The sequence below is a fragment of the Streptomyces sp. HUAS TT7 genome (assembly GCF_051550175.1).
Taxonomy (GTDB): Bacteria; Actinomycetota; Actinomycetes; order Streptomycetales; family Streptomycetaceae; genus Streptomyces.
In genome coordinates, this window is sequence record NZ_CP196175.1 from 8,811,211 (window position 1) to 8,825,666 (window position 14,456).

Sequence of the window (14,456 nt, forward strand, 5' to 3'; positions counted from 1 at the left end):
GGAGGTCAGGGACCCGGAGGCGGCCGATACGCCCGCCCGACGCCACGCGAAGCGACTGTTCGAAGCGGTGCATGCAGTGACTGACACCGCCCGCGGCCGCAGCCACCACTCCATCGCCCGTGAACTCGGCCTGAACCGGCGCACCGTGCGCAAGTACGCGCAGGCCACGACCTGGCAGGAGTGCATCCGGCGCCGCTACCCGCGCAGGCCCACACCACTCGACCCGTATCTCGGCTACCTGCGCCAACGCTGGGACGAGGGCGAGCACAACGCCTTCGTCCTCCACGAGGAGATCGCCGCCAAGGGCTACCGAGGCCACTATCAGCAGGTGAAACTTGCCGTTCAACCCCTGCGCCGCGGTCTTCCGCTGGCAGAGGTCCACGAACGGGCACCCTCACCGCGGGAGGTCGCTCGCTGGATCGCCACTGCCCCTGACCGACGCGGCCTTCACGTCCGTGAGCGGCTGTCCCGCTTGCTGGACCAGTGTCCGGAGCTGCAGCGTGCCCACACGCTGGTCCGCGAGTTCGCCGCGATGCTCGACGCCCAGGACGCCGCTTTGCTGCCCGCCTGGCTCGACCGGCTCACCACCTCCCGCCTCCCGGCCCTGGCCAGCATGGCCAAGTCCATCCGCGAGGACGAGGCAGCAGTCGTGCAGGGGATCACCACATCCTTCAGCTCGGGAGTCAACGAAGGGCGCATCACCGACGTGAAGCTCCAGAAAAGGATCATGGGAGGACGGGCCGGTATCCCCCTGCTCCGGCAACGAGTCGTACTCATCGCACACCTCCGTCGCCGCTATCCAGGCTCCAACCCACCTGCCCCGCGCTGATCTCCGTCTACGAAATTCTTGCCGGAGCCACGATCACTTGTACGCGGACAAGCCTTCAAGATCCCGTCGATCGCTGCAACCGGCCCCGCCCTCCCACGGCGTTCCAGCAGTACCTCGACGCACGCGGCTTGCCACGACCCCTGTGGTGGCGCCAAGGCAAATGACCCCGGCCCTCAAGATTCCCGACAGCGATCCAGCGCGGCTTCGCCGTGCGCCGGAGGCACAGTAGATGGGTCGCTGTGCGCCGCACGCGTTCCTGTCCACCCTGTTACGAGATCGACGGTGCCGAGACAGTGGAACTGTCCGTTCCGGACGAGACCGACGACTCTGTGATGCCTCCGAGCTCGCACGACAGCGTGGTACTGAGGGCCGTCCACGGGAACCGTGGAGTGTTGCCATGAGCACGCGCGTCAGATTCTGCGTACTGCCTTGGCCCTCCCGGAACGGCGCCGCGACAACCTGAAACAGAAGAAGCGGAGACGTGGCCATGGATGTCCTTCACGAACGCTGCGCCGGCATCGACATCAGCAAGCGGGACGCCAAGGTGTGTGTCCGCACCCCCAGTCCCCGCCGCAAGGGGACGTTCACCCAGCAGACCACGACCTTCGGCGCGACCACCAACGCCATCCTCGACCTGCGCGATCACCTCCTCCATGCGGACGTCACTCTGGTGGTGATCGAGGCGACCGGCGACTACTGGAAGCCCTTCTACTACCTGCTGGCCGAGGAGTTGAACGTCGTCCTGGTCAACGCCCGCCAGGTGAAAAACCTGCCCGGTCGCAAGACCGACGTCTCTGATGCTGCCTGGCTGGCCCAACTCGGCTCCCACGGCCTGGTCCGGGCCTCGTTCGTGCCCCCGCAGCCCGTGCGCGAGCTGCGTGACCTGACCCGGGCACGCACCCAGCTCACCCGCGAACGCGCCCAGGTCACCCAGCGCCTGGAGAAGCTCCTGGAGGACGCCGGCATCAAGCTCTCCGCCGTCGTCTCCGACCTCATGGGCGTCTCCGGCCGCGCCATGCTCCAGGCCCTGATCGACGGCCAGCGCGATCCGCCGCTTCTCGCCGATCTCGCCAAGCGCCGGATGCGTAGCAAGATTCCTGAGCTGAGCCAGGCGCTGACCGACCGCTTCCGCGAGCACCACGCCTTCCTGACCCGCCTCTACCTCGACCAGTACGACCACCTGTCCGGTGTCATCGACCAGTTGACGGCCCGCGTCGAGGAGGCGATGGCCCCTTTCCGTCCGGCGCTGGACCTGCTGGACACGATCCCGGGAGTGAACCGGGTGGTGGCCGAGGTAATCGTGGCCGAGACCGGGGGTGACATGACCCGATTCCCCTCGGCCCAGCACCTGGCCTCCTGGGCCGGACTGTGTCCGGGGCACCACGAATCCGCCAGCCGGGTCCGCAGCACCCGGGTCCGGCCCGGCAACCCCTACCTGAAAGGGGCCCTCGGGATGGCCGCGTTCGGAGCGACACGCACCAATGACTCGTTCCTACAAGCTCGCTACAAGCGGCTGACCGCCCGCCGCGGCCCGATCAAGGCACTTGTCGCCGTCGAACACTCGATCATCACCGCGGTCTGGCACATGCTCCACGACAACGTGCCCTACCACGAGCTCGGCGGCAGCTACTTCACCCAGCGAGACCCCGAACGAGCCGCACGCCGAGCCATCTCCCGGCTCAACGAGCTCGGCTTCCGCGTCACCCTCGACCCGATGGAAGCCACTGGATGAACGAGCACGGCCGACACCCGGCGGAGACACCCCGACCGGGCCAACACTCCTGCCCGAAACCCCCAACCACCTGCAGTTATTTACGCGTCAGAGTCGCTCCGTGGTAAGCGGAGGTATCGGCCACCGGACCTATTTCCGCTTACCGGACCGGAATGCTTGGAGCTCGTCCGTAAGGGCCATGAGATGCTCCTGCTCGACAGCGGGAACTACGTAACCCAAAGACTCGGCCCTGGCCCGGAATTCTTCCGGAAGCACGGCATGGTGCCTGGAAACGTAGAACCAGAGGTCACCGCGCCAGACCCACTCTCCGTCCGTGAACATCGAACCGCCGCCCATGATGTTCTCGCCCGACCCGAGCACGTCGTCGACGACGCCCATGGAGGCGAAGAGCATATGCCCGCTGCGGAGATAAGAGGCGATTTCGCTCTCGTTCGGCTGCGGCGCATCCGCCACGAACGAGCGGATGCTGCTGGTGGCCTCCGGGCTCGACGGCCAAAGCTCGCTGTAGAAGCCGAGAACCTTCACCTTGACACTTCCCTTCAAGGACTACTTGGCAATGGGGAGGAAGGTCCTCCAGTATCCACCATTTTGCACCTCCGGTACTTGGCCCTTGGGCCGTGAGGGGTAGATACCCACTTCGTTCGTCGGAGCCATGACCGGAACACCCAGTTCGTTCGCCAGCTGCTGCGCCGCAGGGATATCTGTTATGCCGTCGCGAATCCGTCCCGTATGGCAAGAGATGAGCCTGACGGGCCCACCCTTGTAACTGGGATTGTTCCTGATGGCCTCGACTATGTGGGAGGGGTGCACCTCGCCAGGCGGGAAATCGACTCCAGCAGCATTCTTCCTGCCGGGCATGAAGAATCCCTTGTCATTGCCGTGAACGATCACGTCGTGGTAGCCGTCTAGCCGTGCCGTGAATTCCCGGTTCAATTGGGTCATGCTGTCGTAGCCGATTGTAGTCAGGTGCGGCTGCTGGTAGACGTGGTCACCAGTTGCCAGCACGATGTCACCGTGCTCCTTGGGTGGAGCGGGCAGCTTGGACTCCGGCGCGTCCGGCGGGACATAGTCCGACCGCATGGTGTGTGCGGGATCCGGCGCGGGCTCCGCCGCCCCGTGATCGGTGTCCTTACTGGCGGAGTGACCGGCATTGCCATGGTTGCCGTGTTCGCCAGTGTGCCCTTCGCCGCCGCTCGGCGTGTGGGACCCGCCGCCACCCGACGGCGTGTGCGAACCCGCACCGCTGCCCGAGCCGTCGCCGGTCGGATGGTCCGCGGCATGGCTGCCCGTGGACAGCGTGTTGTGCGTACCGCCACCCCGGGGTGGCTCATGCGCTGCGGTCGGGCCCGATACCGAGTCGCGGGTGGTGTTGTCCAGCGTTCCATGGCCGGTCCGTTCACCAGCGGCAACGAGCACGGGTGATTGAGCCCCGGGCAGGGAGGTCTCCGCCGCGTGCGGCAGGGAGCTTTTGAGCTGGGCGATCTGGTCGGCGGAGAGCTCGACATGGGCCGCGGCCTTGGTGCCGTCGGGGCGGGTGACGGTGTACTCGCCGTCCTTGAAGGAGAGTTTGGTGCCGTCGGGCCATTCCGCGTAGGTGTCGGTGACGTGGGGGAGGCCGGGGTCGTGGGTGAGGTGGGCGGCGTCCGCGAGCGGGCCGATGGACAGCCCCTTGAGGCCCTTGAACACATCGGCGACCTTGCCGACGCCGAACCTGCCGGCCTGGAAGACATACGTCATGGGGTCGACGACGCGTCCCACCTTGCCCAGGACGGAGACCGTTTTGGCGACCGCGCCGCCCTTGGCCGCTGCTCCGGCACCGCCGGTGAACACGGTCGTCAGCACGTTGAAGGCGACCCCGCCTGCCGCGCGGGCCGGGTTCTTGCCCCACTCGTCATAGGCGACCAGCGCCTTGCCGCTCTCCTTGAGCGCAGTGCGGGAATCGCGGAACCATTTCGGCATCATGCTGTCGGGCGTGGCCAGGAAGGCCTCCCGGGCACCGGGAAAGCTGACTATCACGAGGCCGGTGGCGAGTTTGCCCAGGCCCTTCCAGGCCTCGCCGGCCGCGTCCCACCCATCGCAGCCGAGCAGGATGTCGATGCCCTTGGCGGTGCCCACGATGCCGTCGATGATGAAGCCGTCCCACACGAGACTCTTGCCCTGGTGCCACAGCCAGCTCAGCCCGGTGTATTCGGGGTCCGCGTAGCTGCCCCAGGGTGCGTTGTCCAGGTGGTTGAGGTCGTCGGCACTGGCTCCGTAGGCGCTGGTGCCCTTGGGCAGCAGTTGTCCGCCGCTGAGTTTGCCCAGCACCAGGGTGCTGCCGCCGACCAGGGCGGTGATCTTGTTGTGGCAGGCGATCTCGGCTTCGTAGAACGCCTCCAGGGTGGCCTGGACCTCGTCCTTGAGGCCGTCGTTACGGTCCCGCTTCTTCTCATCACGCCGCCAGTGGTCATCACCCGCAATGCTGGCGGTGAACGCGAACGCCTGGCGCTGCAGGTCCTCGAGCCTCTTCGCCAGCGGCCGCACCTCCTGGCTGTAGGCGCTCAAAGCAGCCGACACCTTCTCCAGTTGCCCCGCGAACGCGGCGGTCTTGGCGGCCACCGGCGCGGTCGTTGCGAACAACTGGTCCGCCTCCGGCGCCTTGTAGAACGCCGCCGCCCCCTGGAAGTGGGAGTGGATACCCGCCCCGGCATCACGAAAGGCCCCGGCCTCCGTGCTCAGGAGCGCCGTGTCATGGTCGAGGCTGTCCAGGTCACCGGTGAACTGGGGGATACCCGAGGGCACGATCGCTTCGGGCTCACTCACTGACGGCCTGCTTCCCCGAGAACCCCGGCGGCGCCGGTACCGGCTCCTGGACTGCCGCGTGCAGGGCCTGCGCGGCCATCGTCAGATCGCCCTTGGCGTACTCGGTGGTCGCCTCCACCGCCCCGGTCAACGACTTGCCGGTGCGCTCCACGACGTAGCGCAGATCCTTCTGCCAGTGCTGCATGAACTCACCCAGCGCCGCCGCCACCGGACCCGTCGCCAGCGCCGGCCCGGTATACCCCGAGGCAACCGTGCCCGCAGCCGTCGCCGTCCGCGGCAACGTGTCACTCAGATTCGTCCCCGCCGTCGACAAATCCTCCGCCGACACCGCCGCCTTCTTGAGCGCACCCTGCACCCCCGACGGACTGATATCCCACCCGGTCACCGCAAACTCCCCGCTCCCCGTCGTCCCAACCCCCGCGCCCCGAAGGGCCCGTTCTGTACCTGCATGCCGCCTGTGCCGCTTCAGCCGATGGCGTCGACGGCGGCCTTGGCCTTGGAGAGCGTGGACTGGGCGGTGCCGTCGTTCAGTTCCAGCGTGCCGCGCACCAGGCGGATGATCTCGCGGACCTCGGCGGCGGCCTTGTTCCAGCGCAGTTCCTTGCCGTGGTACTCGTCCGAGACGCCGTCGGCGGTGAACTCGGCCATCGCGGCCTTCACGGCCCGGTCGCGGTCGTTGAGCACACGCTCCAGGTGCCCGACGATCCCGGCGAGACCGCCCTGCACCTCAGTCGATGCGCCGGTGTCGTAGCTGAGCCGGTCCAGATTCTGACCCATGTCTGTATCTCCCCCTGTGCTTAGTGACGTCCGCCGAAGCGGGCCGCGTCGAAATTGGCCGCCGACATGTTCTGGTGCGCGTTGGACTCCTGCTCGTGATCACCCGTACCGAACGCCGTGTCCATCCCGGACTGACCACCCAGAATGTCCTGCAGCGACCCGTTCAGATCACCTGTGATCTCGTCCGCATGATTCTTGAACGAGTCGAACGCGGCCTTCCCCGCCCCGTTGAACTTCCCCTCCAACGGCTCCGCCGCCGCCACCAACTGCCGGATCAACGCACCCAGATCACCACTCGAACCCTCGGTGCTCTTCCCCAGATCGGACAGCGTCGTCGACCCCATGTCGAACTTCACGCACACACCCCCGCAATCGTCATCTCCAGCGGGCGCCGGGCTCCCACGTACTGCCCCCTGCGCCTCATACGCCCCATCGGACCAGGTCAATTTCTATCGAACGGGCGTTGCAAACGCAACGCGGTTCCGAGCCAAGGCCTTGAAGTCAGGCCATGCCCCCTGCTGGGTGCGCGAACACGTTGCCCTGGCTGGTGGTCATCGTGACCACCGTTTCCATGACGCGCTGATCTTCCAGCGGCCCAAGCGGCAAGGGCGCTGCCTCGTCAGGCACCCCGGCAAACCAGCCATCACCTATCAGGCCGCAATCCACCTCGCCGCATACTCCTGTGGGTCCGGGGTGAGATCAGATCTGGCCCCAGGACTTCTACTTCCGCGGCCTGGACAACGACGTACGCGACCCCGTGATCGTCACCGGCTTCCATGCCAGCCGCACCCACAGGCTCACCGCCGGTCAGAAGGACGCCAACCGCGTCCTCGCCGTCGGACGCGCACCGGTCGAACACGGCTTCGCCCACCTCAAAAACTGGCGGACCCTCACCAAAGTCCGCACCGACCCCGCCAAAGCCGCCCACTTCCTGCGTGCCCTGCTCGTTCTCACGAACCTCGAAGTCAACCGCTGACCGGCTTCGTTTGCTTCCAGCAGCGGGCGTGGCCGGCGAGGCAAGTCCCTTGCCAACCGAGGGCGCTGATCGGAGTGCATGCTGCGTCTACTACAGTCCGGTGTGGGCCGCGACTGGCGCTGAGGTGGAGCACCACCGGGGAGCGGTCTGACGAGACGTCGTTGCCGTGCGCCTGGGCGAGTGGTCAGCAACGCCTGGAGGACGACCATGTCCGCGACTCAGACGGCCCAGCTCATGGACGGCACCGGCCTTGCCAAGCGCATCCTCAAAGAGGCTGCTGCCAAGGCGGCCGGGATCTCACAGCGCACGAGTACTGCCCCCTGTCTGGCGACGGTGCTGGTGGGAGAGGACCCCGCATCAGTCACGTACGTCCGCATGAAGCGGGCGCGGTGCGCAAAGGCAGGTATCCAGTCCCGGCACATCGCTCTTCCTGCCACCACCACGACCGTTGAGCTGATCGACACCCTCGCCGGCCTGTCCGGCGATCCAGCAGTGCACGGCATCCTGCTCCAGCATCCTTGCGGCCCGCACATCGACGAGCGCGCGGCGTTCGAGGCCATTGCCCCGGAGAAGGATGTCGACGGGGTCACGATGCATTCCTTCGCCGCTATGAGCTTTGGCCTGCCGGGCTTCGTATCCTGCACTCCGGGCGGAATCATGCGGCTGCTGGAGGCGTACGACGTCAACCCCGCCGGCAAGCACGCCGTCGTGGTGGGGCGCAGCGCGATTCTCGGCAAACCGGTGGGGATGCTCCTGCTCGCCAAGGACGCAACGGTGACCTACTGCCACTCCCGCACGGCAGACCTGCCGGCACTCGTCCGGGAAGCGGACGTAGTGGTGGCGGCCGTGGGGCAGCCCCGGCTGATCCGCGGTGAGGACATCAAGCCCGGAGCGGTGGTGATCGACGCCGGATACAACCCGGGCAACGTCGGCGACGTGGACTTCGACACCGCCCTCACCCGCGCCCGCCTGATCACCCCGGTACCCGGCGGCGTCGGGCCGATGACCATCGCCGTCCTGCTCGCACAGACCGTGGACGCCGCCGCCCACCAGCTCGGACTCCAGCAGTGAACCCGTGAACATCACCCGACAGTTGACCTGAGTCTCTCCTGCACGCGTGAACACCTGATGACGCAGCTCCGTGAACAAAGCCACGCTGACAGACGATCTACTCCGCAGCCTGCCGCCCACCACCAGTGTGAGCACTCCGACAGACCGTCACACCAGCCCTTTCACCTGCGACTTCAAGTTGGCGGAGGCTCGGTGTGATCGGTGAGGTGCGCACCCTAGGGTGAAGACACCGGTCGGCGGTGTCCCCCGTCATCGCCGACCGGCCCTCAGACGCGGTGCGCGAAGCACCGGCCGGAGCGGGGAACAGGGGAGAGGGAACCGACGTGGTGAGGGCCTGGCTTGTCGACGAGGGTGCACAGCTGACGGCGCTGGAGCTGCCCGCCGATGATGCGGGTGCGCAGTATGCGCACATCCGCAGCGCCGTGGGCGGGAGCGCGGAAGCCGCCTACTACCACCGCGGCTCGGTGCTGCACGTTCCTGCGACTGGCAGCACGGACGGGCTCAGCCCGAACCTTGCCGTGTGGGCACTGGCCTGCGGCTGGCGGAAGGTGGAACTGCCCTACCTGCTGTACGGGCCGATTGTGATCACCGGCCCCTATGACGTGGACGGCGCCGCGGTGAGCGAGCTGTCCGACCGGCTCACTGCGCATGTGCGCACCGTGTGCGACACGGTTAGGGAAACCGTGATCGGCTGGCGCACCCGGAGGCCGGCCTCGAACGAGGCAGCGCTGAGCGAGCTCCTCGCCTACGCCCGGCGTGACCTGGCCGCCGTGAGCTGACTGCGCACAACGGGCCGTCCACGCGAAGGGGTGCGCACTGGCGGTGCGCACCCGAACTCGCTGCGGAGCCGCCGACGATGCGCTGCGCAGTGAGATGGTGCAAGGGCCCCGGGCCTGCGCAGGTACGTCAAAGTCGTGTCGACCCTTGCTCGGAGTCGCCTTCCCCGGAGACGGCTTGACCGGCGGCAGGTCCGCGATGGCGGACGGGACGTCTGCCCGGCTACGTGCCGGCGGGCGGTCAACGTCCCGAGCAGTGTGGCACTGTCATCGCGCGATCATTCCCACGATGGTGCCGCAGATGAGGAACGGACCGTAGGGGATCGCTGACTTCGCATGGGCTTTGCGCAGCGCTATCAGGCCCAGGCCGAAGGCCGCAGCGAGGAGTTGGCCGGCGATGGCGCCGAGGGCGAGAGTGCGCCAGCCGTACCAGCCGAGCATGGCCCCGAGCGCGACGGCGAGTTTCACGTCGCCGAACCCCAGACTCCTGGGACTGATCAGGAAGAGCACGAAGTAGCCGCCGCCCAGGGCCAGAGCACCGCTCAGTGCGTTCGGCCAGGATCCGCCTGCGTTCGGGAAGAGAGCTGCGGCGCCGAGCAGGAGCAGCATGGCGGCCGTGAGGGGGAGGGTCAGGACGTCCGGCAGGCGGTGGACGGTGGCGTCGACCCAGGCGAGCAGCACAAGGATCGGCGTGAGGAGCAGCCAGACAGCCAGTTCGGGCCGGGGCTCCGTCGTATAGGCCAGAACACCGCACACCAGGATGGTGATCAGAGCAGCGACTGGAGCAGAGGGCCCGTACCAGCGGCGGGCGCGGGGAGCGGTCCGGTTCTCGGTGACGCAGTTCTTGCAGTGGGGGAGTCCGAGCCAGGCCGGTGCGGGGTGTCCGGCCGGGCACTGCGACCGCCAGCTCTCGCCCGCCGGGACGGCCAGTTTGTACACGGCGCGCGGCAGGAGCAGTCCGGCAAGGGCGCCGTAGGCGACGGCGAAGGTCACGAGCATGCGCACCGGCCGGGCCTGCGCATAGCGCTGACGGCACGGACGCCGCCCCGGTGGGCCGCGGATCCGCGCGAGGCATCAGGGCCTGGGCTCTGGACGGTTGGCAGACTGCGCAGGTCCTGGACAGCCGGACGCGCACTGCGCACCGGCGACTGCGCACGGTCGCTGGCCGGCGACCGTGCGCCTGCCTGCGGCCGGCGGATGGTTCTGGCTGTCCTAGAAACCTTGTGCACGCTGTCCCGCTCCGAGAAGGCTGTCGATGAGGTGTTCGGTCTCGGGGTCCAGCGGGCACCGGTTGTCGCGGCTGATCTGTTGGACGCGGGTGGAGGCGGTGAAGAGGCCGGGACGGCTTCCGGCGGCGTGCTCGATGCGCAGCCAGTCGCGGTAAATGATCTCTGCCGTTTCGTCCACTTCGAGTCCCGTGGCGACGGCCTGGCGGGCGGCGGCGAGGTCGTGATGGGGGCCGGGGGCCATGCGCCAGGTGGCGACAGTGTGGGCGACGTCGACGATCCGGGTGATCATCTCCTGCTGGTGCGGCAGGGCCCAGGGCAGAGCGTTGGCGCCGAAGGGCTTCCCGCGTACCAGGCCGAGGGCGCGCTCCAGGTCACCTACGCAGGCGGGCCCACCTGCCAGGGCCCACTCGGCGAGCTGCTCGAACTTGGTCCAGTCGCATCGGACTTGGGGGGAGAGGTTGTAGGTGTCGTCGCGGGCGGTGCGGCGCGGTACGTAGGGGTTGCCGTGTGGGTCGTCGCCGAAGCCGCGGCGGAGATCGCCCAGCCGGGAGTCGAGGGTCTTCTTCGACCAGGGGGTGAGCGGGTCCATGTCGACGCAGAGGGTGTCGGCGCGGCGGCCCGGCTTGAAGAACAGCAGGGCGGCGAGTTGGGCTGCGCGGGGGCCGTGGCCGGAGCTGGAGAGTCCGGGGGCGTGTACGGGCCCGAGCACGCTGATTTCGGGGGCGTGGAGATCATGGGTCTCTGCCGTGTCCCCCTTGCCTCCCTCGTCTTTAGTGGCGGGTGTAGCGCTCACGGTGGAGGGGGCCGGATCGGATGCCTCGGCCTCGGTGCCTGGGGTGGCGGGGGTGTCGGCGGGCTGCGGGCTGGACGCCGGGAGGCCGGCGGGCACGAGGTGGAGGGCGGCTGGGTCGGTGCTGGCGGTCACCAGTGCCGGGAACGCTCCCAGACTCGTGAGGGCAGGGGCCTGCGGGGCGGCCTGGGCCTTGGGGGCGGCGGAAGCGGGTTCCGGCTCGGCGGGCGTGGGCGTGGTGGGTGTGGTGGCGGGAGGGGTCTCGGGTTCGGCCGGCACGTTCTGCCAGGCACCTTCGGCGGGGATGGATGGTTGGCCGGAGATCCGGAGTTCGGCTGCGATCTGCTGGAAGGCCGCATCGTCGAGGCGCTGCAGTCGGATCGGCCCGATGGTGTCCAGGTCCTGGAGTTCGGATGAGGAGGCGTCGAGGATCTCGGCGTCGGGGAAGTGGTGGCTGGTCGGGGAGGCGGAGGCGACCAGGGTCACCGGGAGGTCGCCGGCCTTGTCGAGGGCCTCGGCGAGCTGCCAGGCGGTATCGCTGTCCAGCTCTGCCGCACACAGCAGGAGGTAGGGCAGGGCGGCTTCTTCGGGTTGTTGGTAGGCGGTGAGCATCCAGTCGCCGAGGTCGCGCACGGCGTGGGCGGGCTCGCGCTTGTGTGCGATGCGCGAGGTGGGCAGCAGGTGCGGCAGTTCGTCGCCGAACCCTAGCGTCACGATCTCCACGTGCTCGGCCCAGGGGCTCATCCCGAGCTCCAGCGCGATGGAGGTGCACGCCTCACGGATGTGCTCGACCGTGCCGTCCAGGAGGACGACGCGCGGGTGGGCCAGGTTGAGGAGCACGACGCTGTCGTCCTCGGTGGCGCCGATGGTGGTCAGGACCGGGTAGGGGGCCGCGACGGCTGCGGCCTCGTCACCGCTGAGCAGCGCCGCATTGGTGGGCAGCGTCCACCAGCCGTCCGCTCCCTCCACGAAGGGACGTTGAGGGGCGGTGTCCGCTTCTCCGGGCAGAACTTCTATGGCCTGCCGGCTGAGCCGGGCGGCTCGGATCACGGGGAGCGGCCGGTTGTCGGCCTGGGCGTGGTGGGCCAGGGTGCGTAGGGCGAGGTCGAGTTCGTCGACGAGGGTGGGTGCGGCGGCTTCGGACAGCTGGGCTGCTGCTGGCGAGGTTTCCTCGGCGATGGCGATCGTCTCGCCGGGTGCGCGGCGTCGGCGCTGGAGGATGCGGCGCAGGGTGAGGGCGCCGGTGATGGCGGCGGCCAGGAGCGCGAAGGCCCCGGCCACGGTGGTGAGCTGGACGTGCTGGCGTGCGGAGGGGCCGGGCTGCGCAGCCGGAGGAGTTACGGGTATGGCCGGGGTGGAGGGGGCTGTGGACGGGACCGTGGAGGGGGCGTTGGAGGGGGTCGAGGCGGGAGGGCGGCTGGCGGAGGGGGTGGCGGGGGCCTGCCGGGCTGGTGTTTCGGTCGGGGCTGCGGGTGTGGCCGAAGGGGCCTGCGGCCGCGGGGTGTCGTGCGGTGGGGCGGGGGCGGGCGCAGCCGGGGCCGGGTTCTCTGCGGTGGGCGGCGGAGTTGTGTGTCCCGGGTGTTCGGCTGCGGGCGCGGCGGGTGTGGGGATGTCGAGGCTCCAGCCCACTGCGAGTTCGTCGGGGTCGGTCAGCCGGCCGCCGGTGGGCTGGGGCTTGTCCCGGTTCGCGTCGAAGATCTCCTGGTAACGGGCGCCGTCGTGGTACTCGCGTTCGGCGATCGTCCAGAGGCTGTCGCCGGGGCGGACGGTGTCGCGGTGCGGTGTGCCCGCCGGGGTGGTGCCCGCGGTCTGGACGGTGGGGTGGAGCAGCGGCAGGTCGGCGGGAAGCTGGAGGATCCAGCCCGGCTGGATGGGGGAGTTGGTGCGGAAGGTCGTGCCGTCGGCCATGGTGAGGCCCTCGTTCGCGGCGGCGATCTTGGTGTAGAGCTCGCCGTGGCCGGTGAGGTGTTCGGCGATGCTCCACAGGCTCTCGGCGGGACGCATCTCGCGCACCGTGTAGGTGTGTTGGGCCGTGGGCGCCGGGGAGGTGTCGGCGGCCGGTGTGGTGGAGGCGGGCGGCGCGGCGGGATGAGCGGTGGGCGCGGGGGAGGCCTGGCCGGGGAGTTGGGTGGCGGTGACGGCGTGCGCGGTGGCCGGGGCGGCCAGGGCCGTGCTGGTGGGCAGCAGGACCAGGATGCTGCCCACCAGCGTGGCCGCGGCGCGCTGGCTCAGCTGCAGCCCCGGCAGTCGGGGCGCGCTGCGGCCCCTGAGCCGGGCCGGGATCTCCACGAGCAGCGAGACGACGAAGGACAGCCAGCCGGTCCAGCCGACGGCCGCGACGAACAGCAGCGCCACGCTGGTGGTGTCGGTGCGGGTGAACAGATGACTCAGTCCGTCCAGGCCACTGGGCAGCAGCGCAGCGGTGGCCTGCCACAGCAGCCAGGGCAGGCCCGCGAGGAGGGCCACCAGCGCGAGGAGCGCGGTCACGGCGCGCAGGACGGCGGGCAGCGTGCGCCGGCGGCGAGCAGCGGGGCGGGGGAGGGCCATGCGAGTCCCTATCGGTCCGGTTGGGTGATGCCGTGGAGGAGGGTGGCGGAGCTGGTGGCGTGCACCGTGAACGTCTTGGGCCAGAACGCGGCGTGGTAGCGGCCGGTGACGGTGACCGTCACGGTGTGCCCGCCGTCGGTGACGTGGACGGTGCCGGTGTCCCCGGTCTTGGCGAGGTAGACGCGGGCGGCGGCGGAGGCGCCGGCGGGGTCGGCGACGAAGGCCTTGCCGGGGATCGCCTGGGCGGGGTCGATGGCCTGCTGGGCGGCGCGCGCCGCCTCCACCGAGAGGTCGTCGGCGTGCTGTTTGGCGCGTAGGACCCCGAACGCGTCGACGGTGAGGAGCCCGCACAGCAGCAGCAGGGGTCCGATGATGAGGGCGACGAAGACCGGGATGGCGCCGCGGTCGTCCCACCGCGAGCGTCGGGCCATCAGTCGGCGCGGCAGGGTCGGGTTCATCCGCGCCCCCGGTAGGCGTCGACGATCGAGGTGAAGGTGGAGTGGACGGTGCGTACGCCGGGGCCGCCGCCGATGAGGACCAGGTCGCCGATCGGCACGGTGCAGGACACGGTGACGGTCACGGTGGAGACCTGCCCGACCGGCACGGCCAGGCCTTCCACCTGGGCCTGGACACTGGTGTGGCTGCAGACCTGGCCGCTGGAGGCGAGCGCGTCGGCGGCCGCGGTCTTGGCATCGGCGCCTGCGGTGGCGGGAGTTCGCGCCAGTGAGGCGGCGCGGGCGGCGGCCTGGGCGGCGGCGTCCGTCTTCTGCCCGGCCAGCGAGAGGCGGGCGCCGGCGACGAACAGCAGCACGAGCACGATCAGGACCGGGACGATGATGGCGGCCTCGATGGCGACGCTGCCCTGGTCCGCCGGGCGCACCGGCCGGGGTGCGGGGGTCATCAGGGGGCTCCCGCTGTCTGTCCTGT

At 69.3% G+C, this 14,456-nt stretch carries 14 protein-coding genes and 1 riboswitch; of the genes, 5 read left to right on the forward strand and 9 right to left on the reverse strand.

Annotated features, from left to right (window positions below; genetic code table 11):
- Positions 1–76 precede the first annotated feature (76 nt).
- Both ACSHXC_RS40135 and ACSHXC_RS40140 read left to right on the forward strand, forming a co-directional pair.
- Positions 77–829, forward strand: a complete 753-nt coding sequence (locus tag ACSHXC_RS40135; RefSeq protein ID WP_438296261.1) for a transposase — start codon at positions 77–79, stop codon at positions 827–829.
- Between the two features lie 487 nt (positions 830–1,316).
- Positions 1,317–2,561: an IS110 family transposase gene (locus tag ACSHXC_RS40140; protein WP_438296262.1), complete on the forward strand. Its 1,245-nt coding sequence runs from the start codon at positions 1,317–1,319 to the stop codon at positions 2,559–2,561.
- A gap of 129 nt (positions 2,562–2,690) precedes the next feature.
- Here ACSHXC_RS40140 and ACSHXC_RS40145 read toward each other — a convergent pair whose 3' ends face one another.
- The 5 genes from ACSHXC_RS40145 to ACSHXC_RS40165 form a co-directional block, all read right to left on the reverse strand.
- Complete coding sequence (locus ACSHXC_RS40145) at positions 2,691–3,086, reverse strand: hypothetical protein (RefSeq protein WP_438296263.1); 396 nt, start codon at positions 3,084–3,086, stop codon at positions 2,691–2,693.
- A gap of 21 nt (positions 3,087–3,107) precedes the next feature.
- Positions 3,108–5,363 carry a hypothetical protein gene (locus ACSHXC_RS40150; protein WP_438296264.1) on the reverse strand — a complete coding sequence of 752 codons (2,256 nt, stop codon included), beginning with the start codon at positions 5,361–5,363 and terminating at the stop codon, positions 3,108–3,110.
- Positions 5,356–5,748 carry a DUF6507 family protein gene (locus ACSHXC_RS40155; RefSeq protein ID WP_438296265.1) on the reverse strand — a complete coding sequence of 131 codons (393 nt, stop codon included), beginning with the start codon at positions 5,746–5,748 and terminating at the stop codon, positions 5,356–5,358. The genes ACSHXC_RS40150 and ACSHXC_RS40155 overlap by 8 nt, the downstream gene beginning before the upstream one ends.
- Before the next feature lie 80 nt (positions 5,749–5,828).
- Positions 5,829–6,140, reverse strand: coding sequence for a pore-forming ESAT-6 family protein (locus tag ACSHXC_RS40160; protein WP_438291678.1), 312 nt, complete (start codon positions 6,138–6,140; stop codon positions 5,829–5,831).
- A 20-nt stretch (positions 6,141–6,160) separates the two neighbouring features.
- Positions 6,161–6,496 carry a hypothetical protein gene (locus ACSHXC_RS40165; protein ID WP_438291677.1) on the reverse strand — a complete coding sequence of 112 codons (336 nt, stop codon included), beginning with the start codon at positions 6,494–6,496 and terminating at the stop codon, positions 6,161–6,163.
- Between the two features lie 401 nt (positions 6,497–6,897).
- On the opposite strand from ACSHXC_RS40165, the gene ACSHXC_RS40170 reads away from it, so the two are divergent.
- The 3 genes from ACSHXC_RS40170 to ACSHXC_RS40180 all read left to right on the forward strand — a co-directional run bounded on the left by ACSHXC_RS40170 (position 6,898) and on the right by ACSHXC_RS40180 (position 8,966).
- On the forward strand, positions 6,898–7,116 hold the full coding sequence (locus tag ACSHXC_RS40170; RefSeq protein ID WP_438296266.1) for a transposase family protein: 219 nt from the start codon (positions 6,898–6,900) through the stop codon (positions 7,114–7,116).
- A 99-nt stretch (positions 7,117–7,215) separates the two neighbouring features.
- Positions 7,216–7,301, forward strand: a riboswitch (ZMP/ZTP riboswitch).
- Between the two features lie 22 nt (positions 7,302–7,323).
- Positions 7,324–8,187 (forward strand): bifunctional 5,10-methylenetetrahydrofolate dehydrogenase/5,10-methenyltetrahydrofolate cyclohydrolase, encoded by an 864-nt coding sequence (locus tag ACSHXC_RS40175; RefSeq protein WP_438296267.1) that lies wholly within the window; start codon positions 7,324–7,326, stop codon positions 8,185–8,187.
- A 326-nt stretch (positions 8,188–8,513) separates the two neighbouring features.
- The gene (locus tag ACSHXC_RS40180) at positions 8,514–8,966 is read left to right on the forward strand and encodes a hypothetical protein (protein ID WP_438296268.1); all 453 of its coding nucleotides are present in this window, start codon (positions 8,514–8,516) and stop codon (positions 8,964–8,966) included.
- Positions 8,967–9,230: 264 nt separating this feature from the next.
- Here the strand turns inward: ACSHXC_RS40180 and ACSHXC_RS40185 are convergent, their stop codons facing one another.
- The 4 genes from ACSHXC_RS40185 to ACSHXC_RS40200 all read right to left on the reverse strand — a co-directional run bounded on the left by ACSHXC_RS40185 (position 9,231) and on the right by ACSHXC_RS40200 (position 14,430).
- Positions 9,231–9,962 (reverse strand): prepilin peptidase, encoded by a 732-nt coding sequence (locus ACSHXC_RS40185; protein ID WP_438297081.1) that lies wholly within the window; start codon positions 9,960–9,962, stop codon positions 9,231–9,233.
- A 213-nt stretch (positions 9,963–10,175) separates the two neighbouring features.
- The gene (locus tag ACSHXC_RS40190) at positions 10,176–13,529 is read right to left on the reverse strand and encodes a LysM peptidoglycan-binding domain-containing protein (protein WP_438296269.1); all 3,354 of its coding nucleotides are present in this window, start codon (positions 13,527–13,529) and stop codon (positions 10,176–10,178) included.
- Positions 13,530–13,537: 8 nt separating this feature from the next.
- Complete coding sequence (locus tag ACSHXC_RS40195; RefSeq protein WP_438296270.1) at positions 13,538–13,987, reverse strand: hypothetical protein; 450 nt, start codon at positions 13,985–13,987, stop codon at positions 13,538–13,540.
- A complete protein-coding gene (locus tag ACSHXC_RS40200; RefSeq protein WP_438296271.1) occupies positions 13,984–14,430 on the reverse strand; it encodes a TadE/TadG family type IV pilus assembly protein in 447 nt (148 codons plus the stop codon). The genes ACSHXC_RS40195 and ACSHXC_RS40200 overlap by 4 nt, the downstream gene beginning before the upstream one ends.
- Positions 14,431–14,456: the final 26 nt, after the last annotated feature.

What these genes read in the sequence shown, in the direction of transcription:
- ACSHXC_RS40175 (WP_438296267.1), top strand. Translation starts at nt 7,324, where the DNA reads ATGTCCGCGACTCAGACGGCCCAGCTCATGGACGGCACCGGCCTTGCC.
- ACSHXC_RS40160 (WP_438291678.1), bottom strand. Translation starts at nt 6,140, where the DNA reads ATGGGTCAGAATCTGGACCGGCTCAGCTACGACACCGGCGCATCGACT.
- ACSHXC_RS40190 (WP_438296269.1), bottom strand. Translation starts at nt 13,529, where the DNA reads ATGGCCCTCCCCCGCCCCGCTGCTCGCCGCCGGCGCACGCTGCCCGCC.
- ACSHXC_RS40140 (WP_438296262.1), top strand. Translation starts at nt 1,317, where the DNA reads ATGGATGTCCTTCACGAACGCTGCGCCGGCATCGACATCAGCAAGCGG.
- ACSHXC_RS40195 (WP_438296270.1), bottom strand. Translation starts at nt 13,987, where the DNA reads ATGAACCCGACCCTGCCGCGCCGACTGATGGCCCGACGCTCGCGGTGG.
- ACSHXC_RS40185 (WP_438297081.1), bottom strand. Translation starts at nt 9,962, where the DNA reads ATGCTCGTGACCTTCGCCGTCGCCTACGGCGCCCTTGCCGGACTGCTC.
- ACSHXC_RS40200 (WP_438296271.1), bottom strand. Translation starts at nt 14,430, where the DNA reads ATGACCCCCGCACCCCGGCCGGTGCGCCCGGCGGACCAGGGCAGCGTC.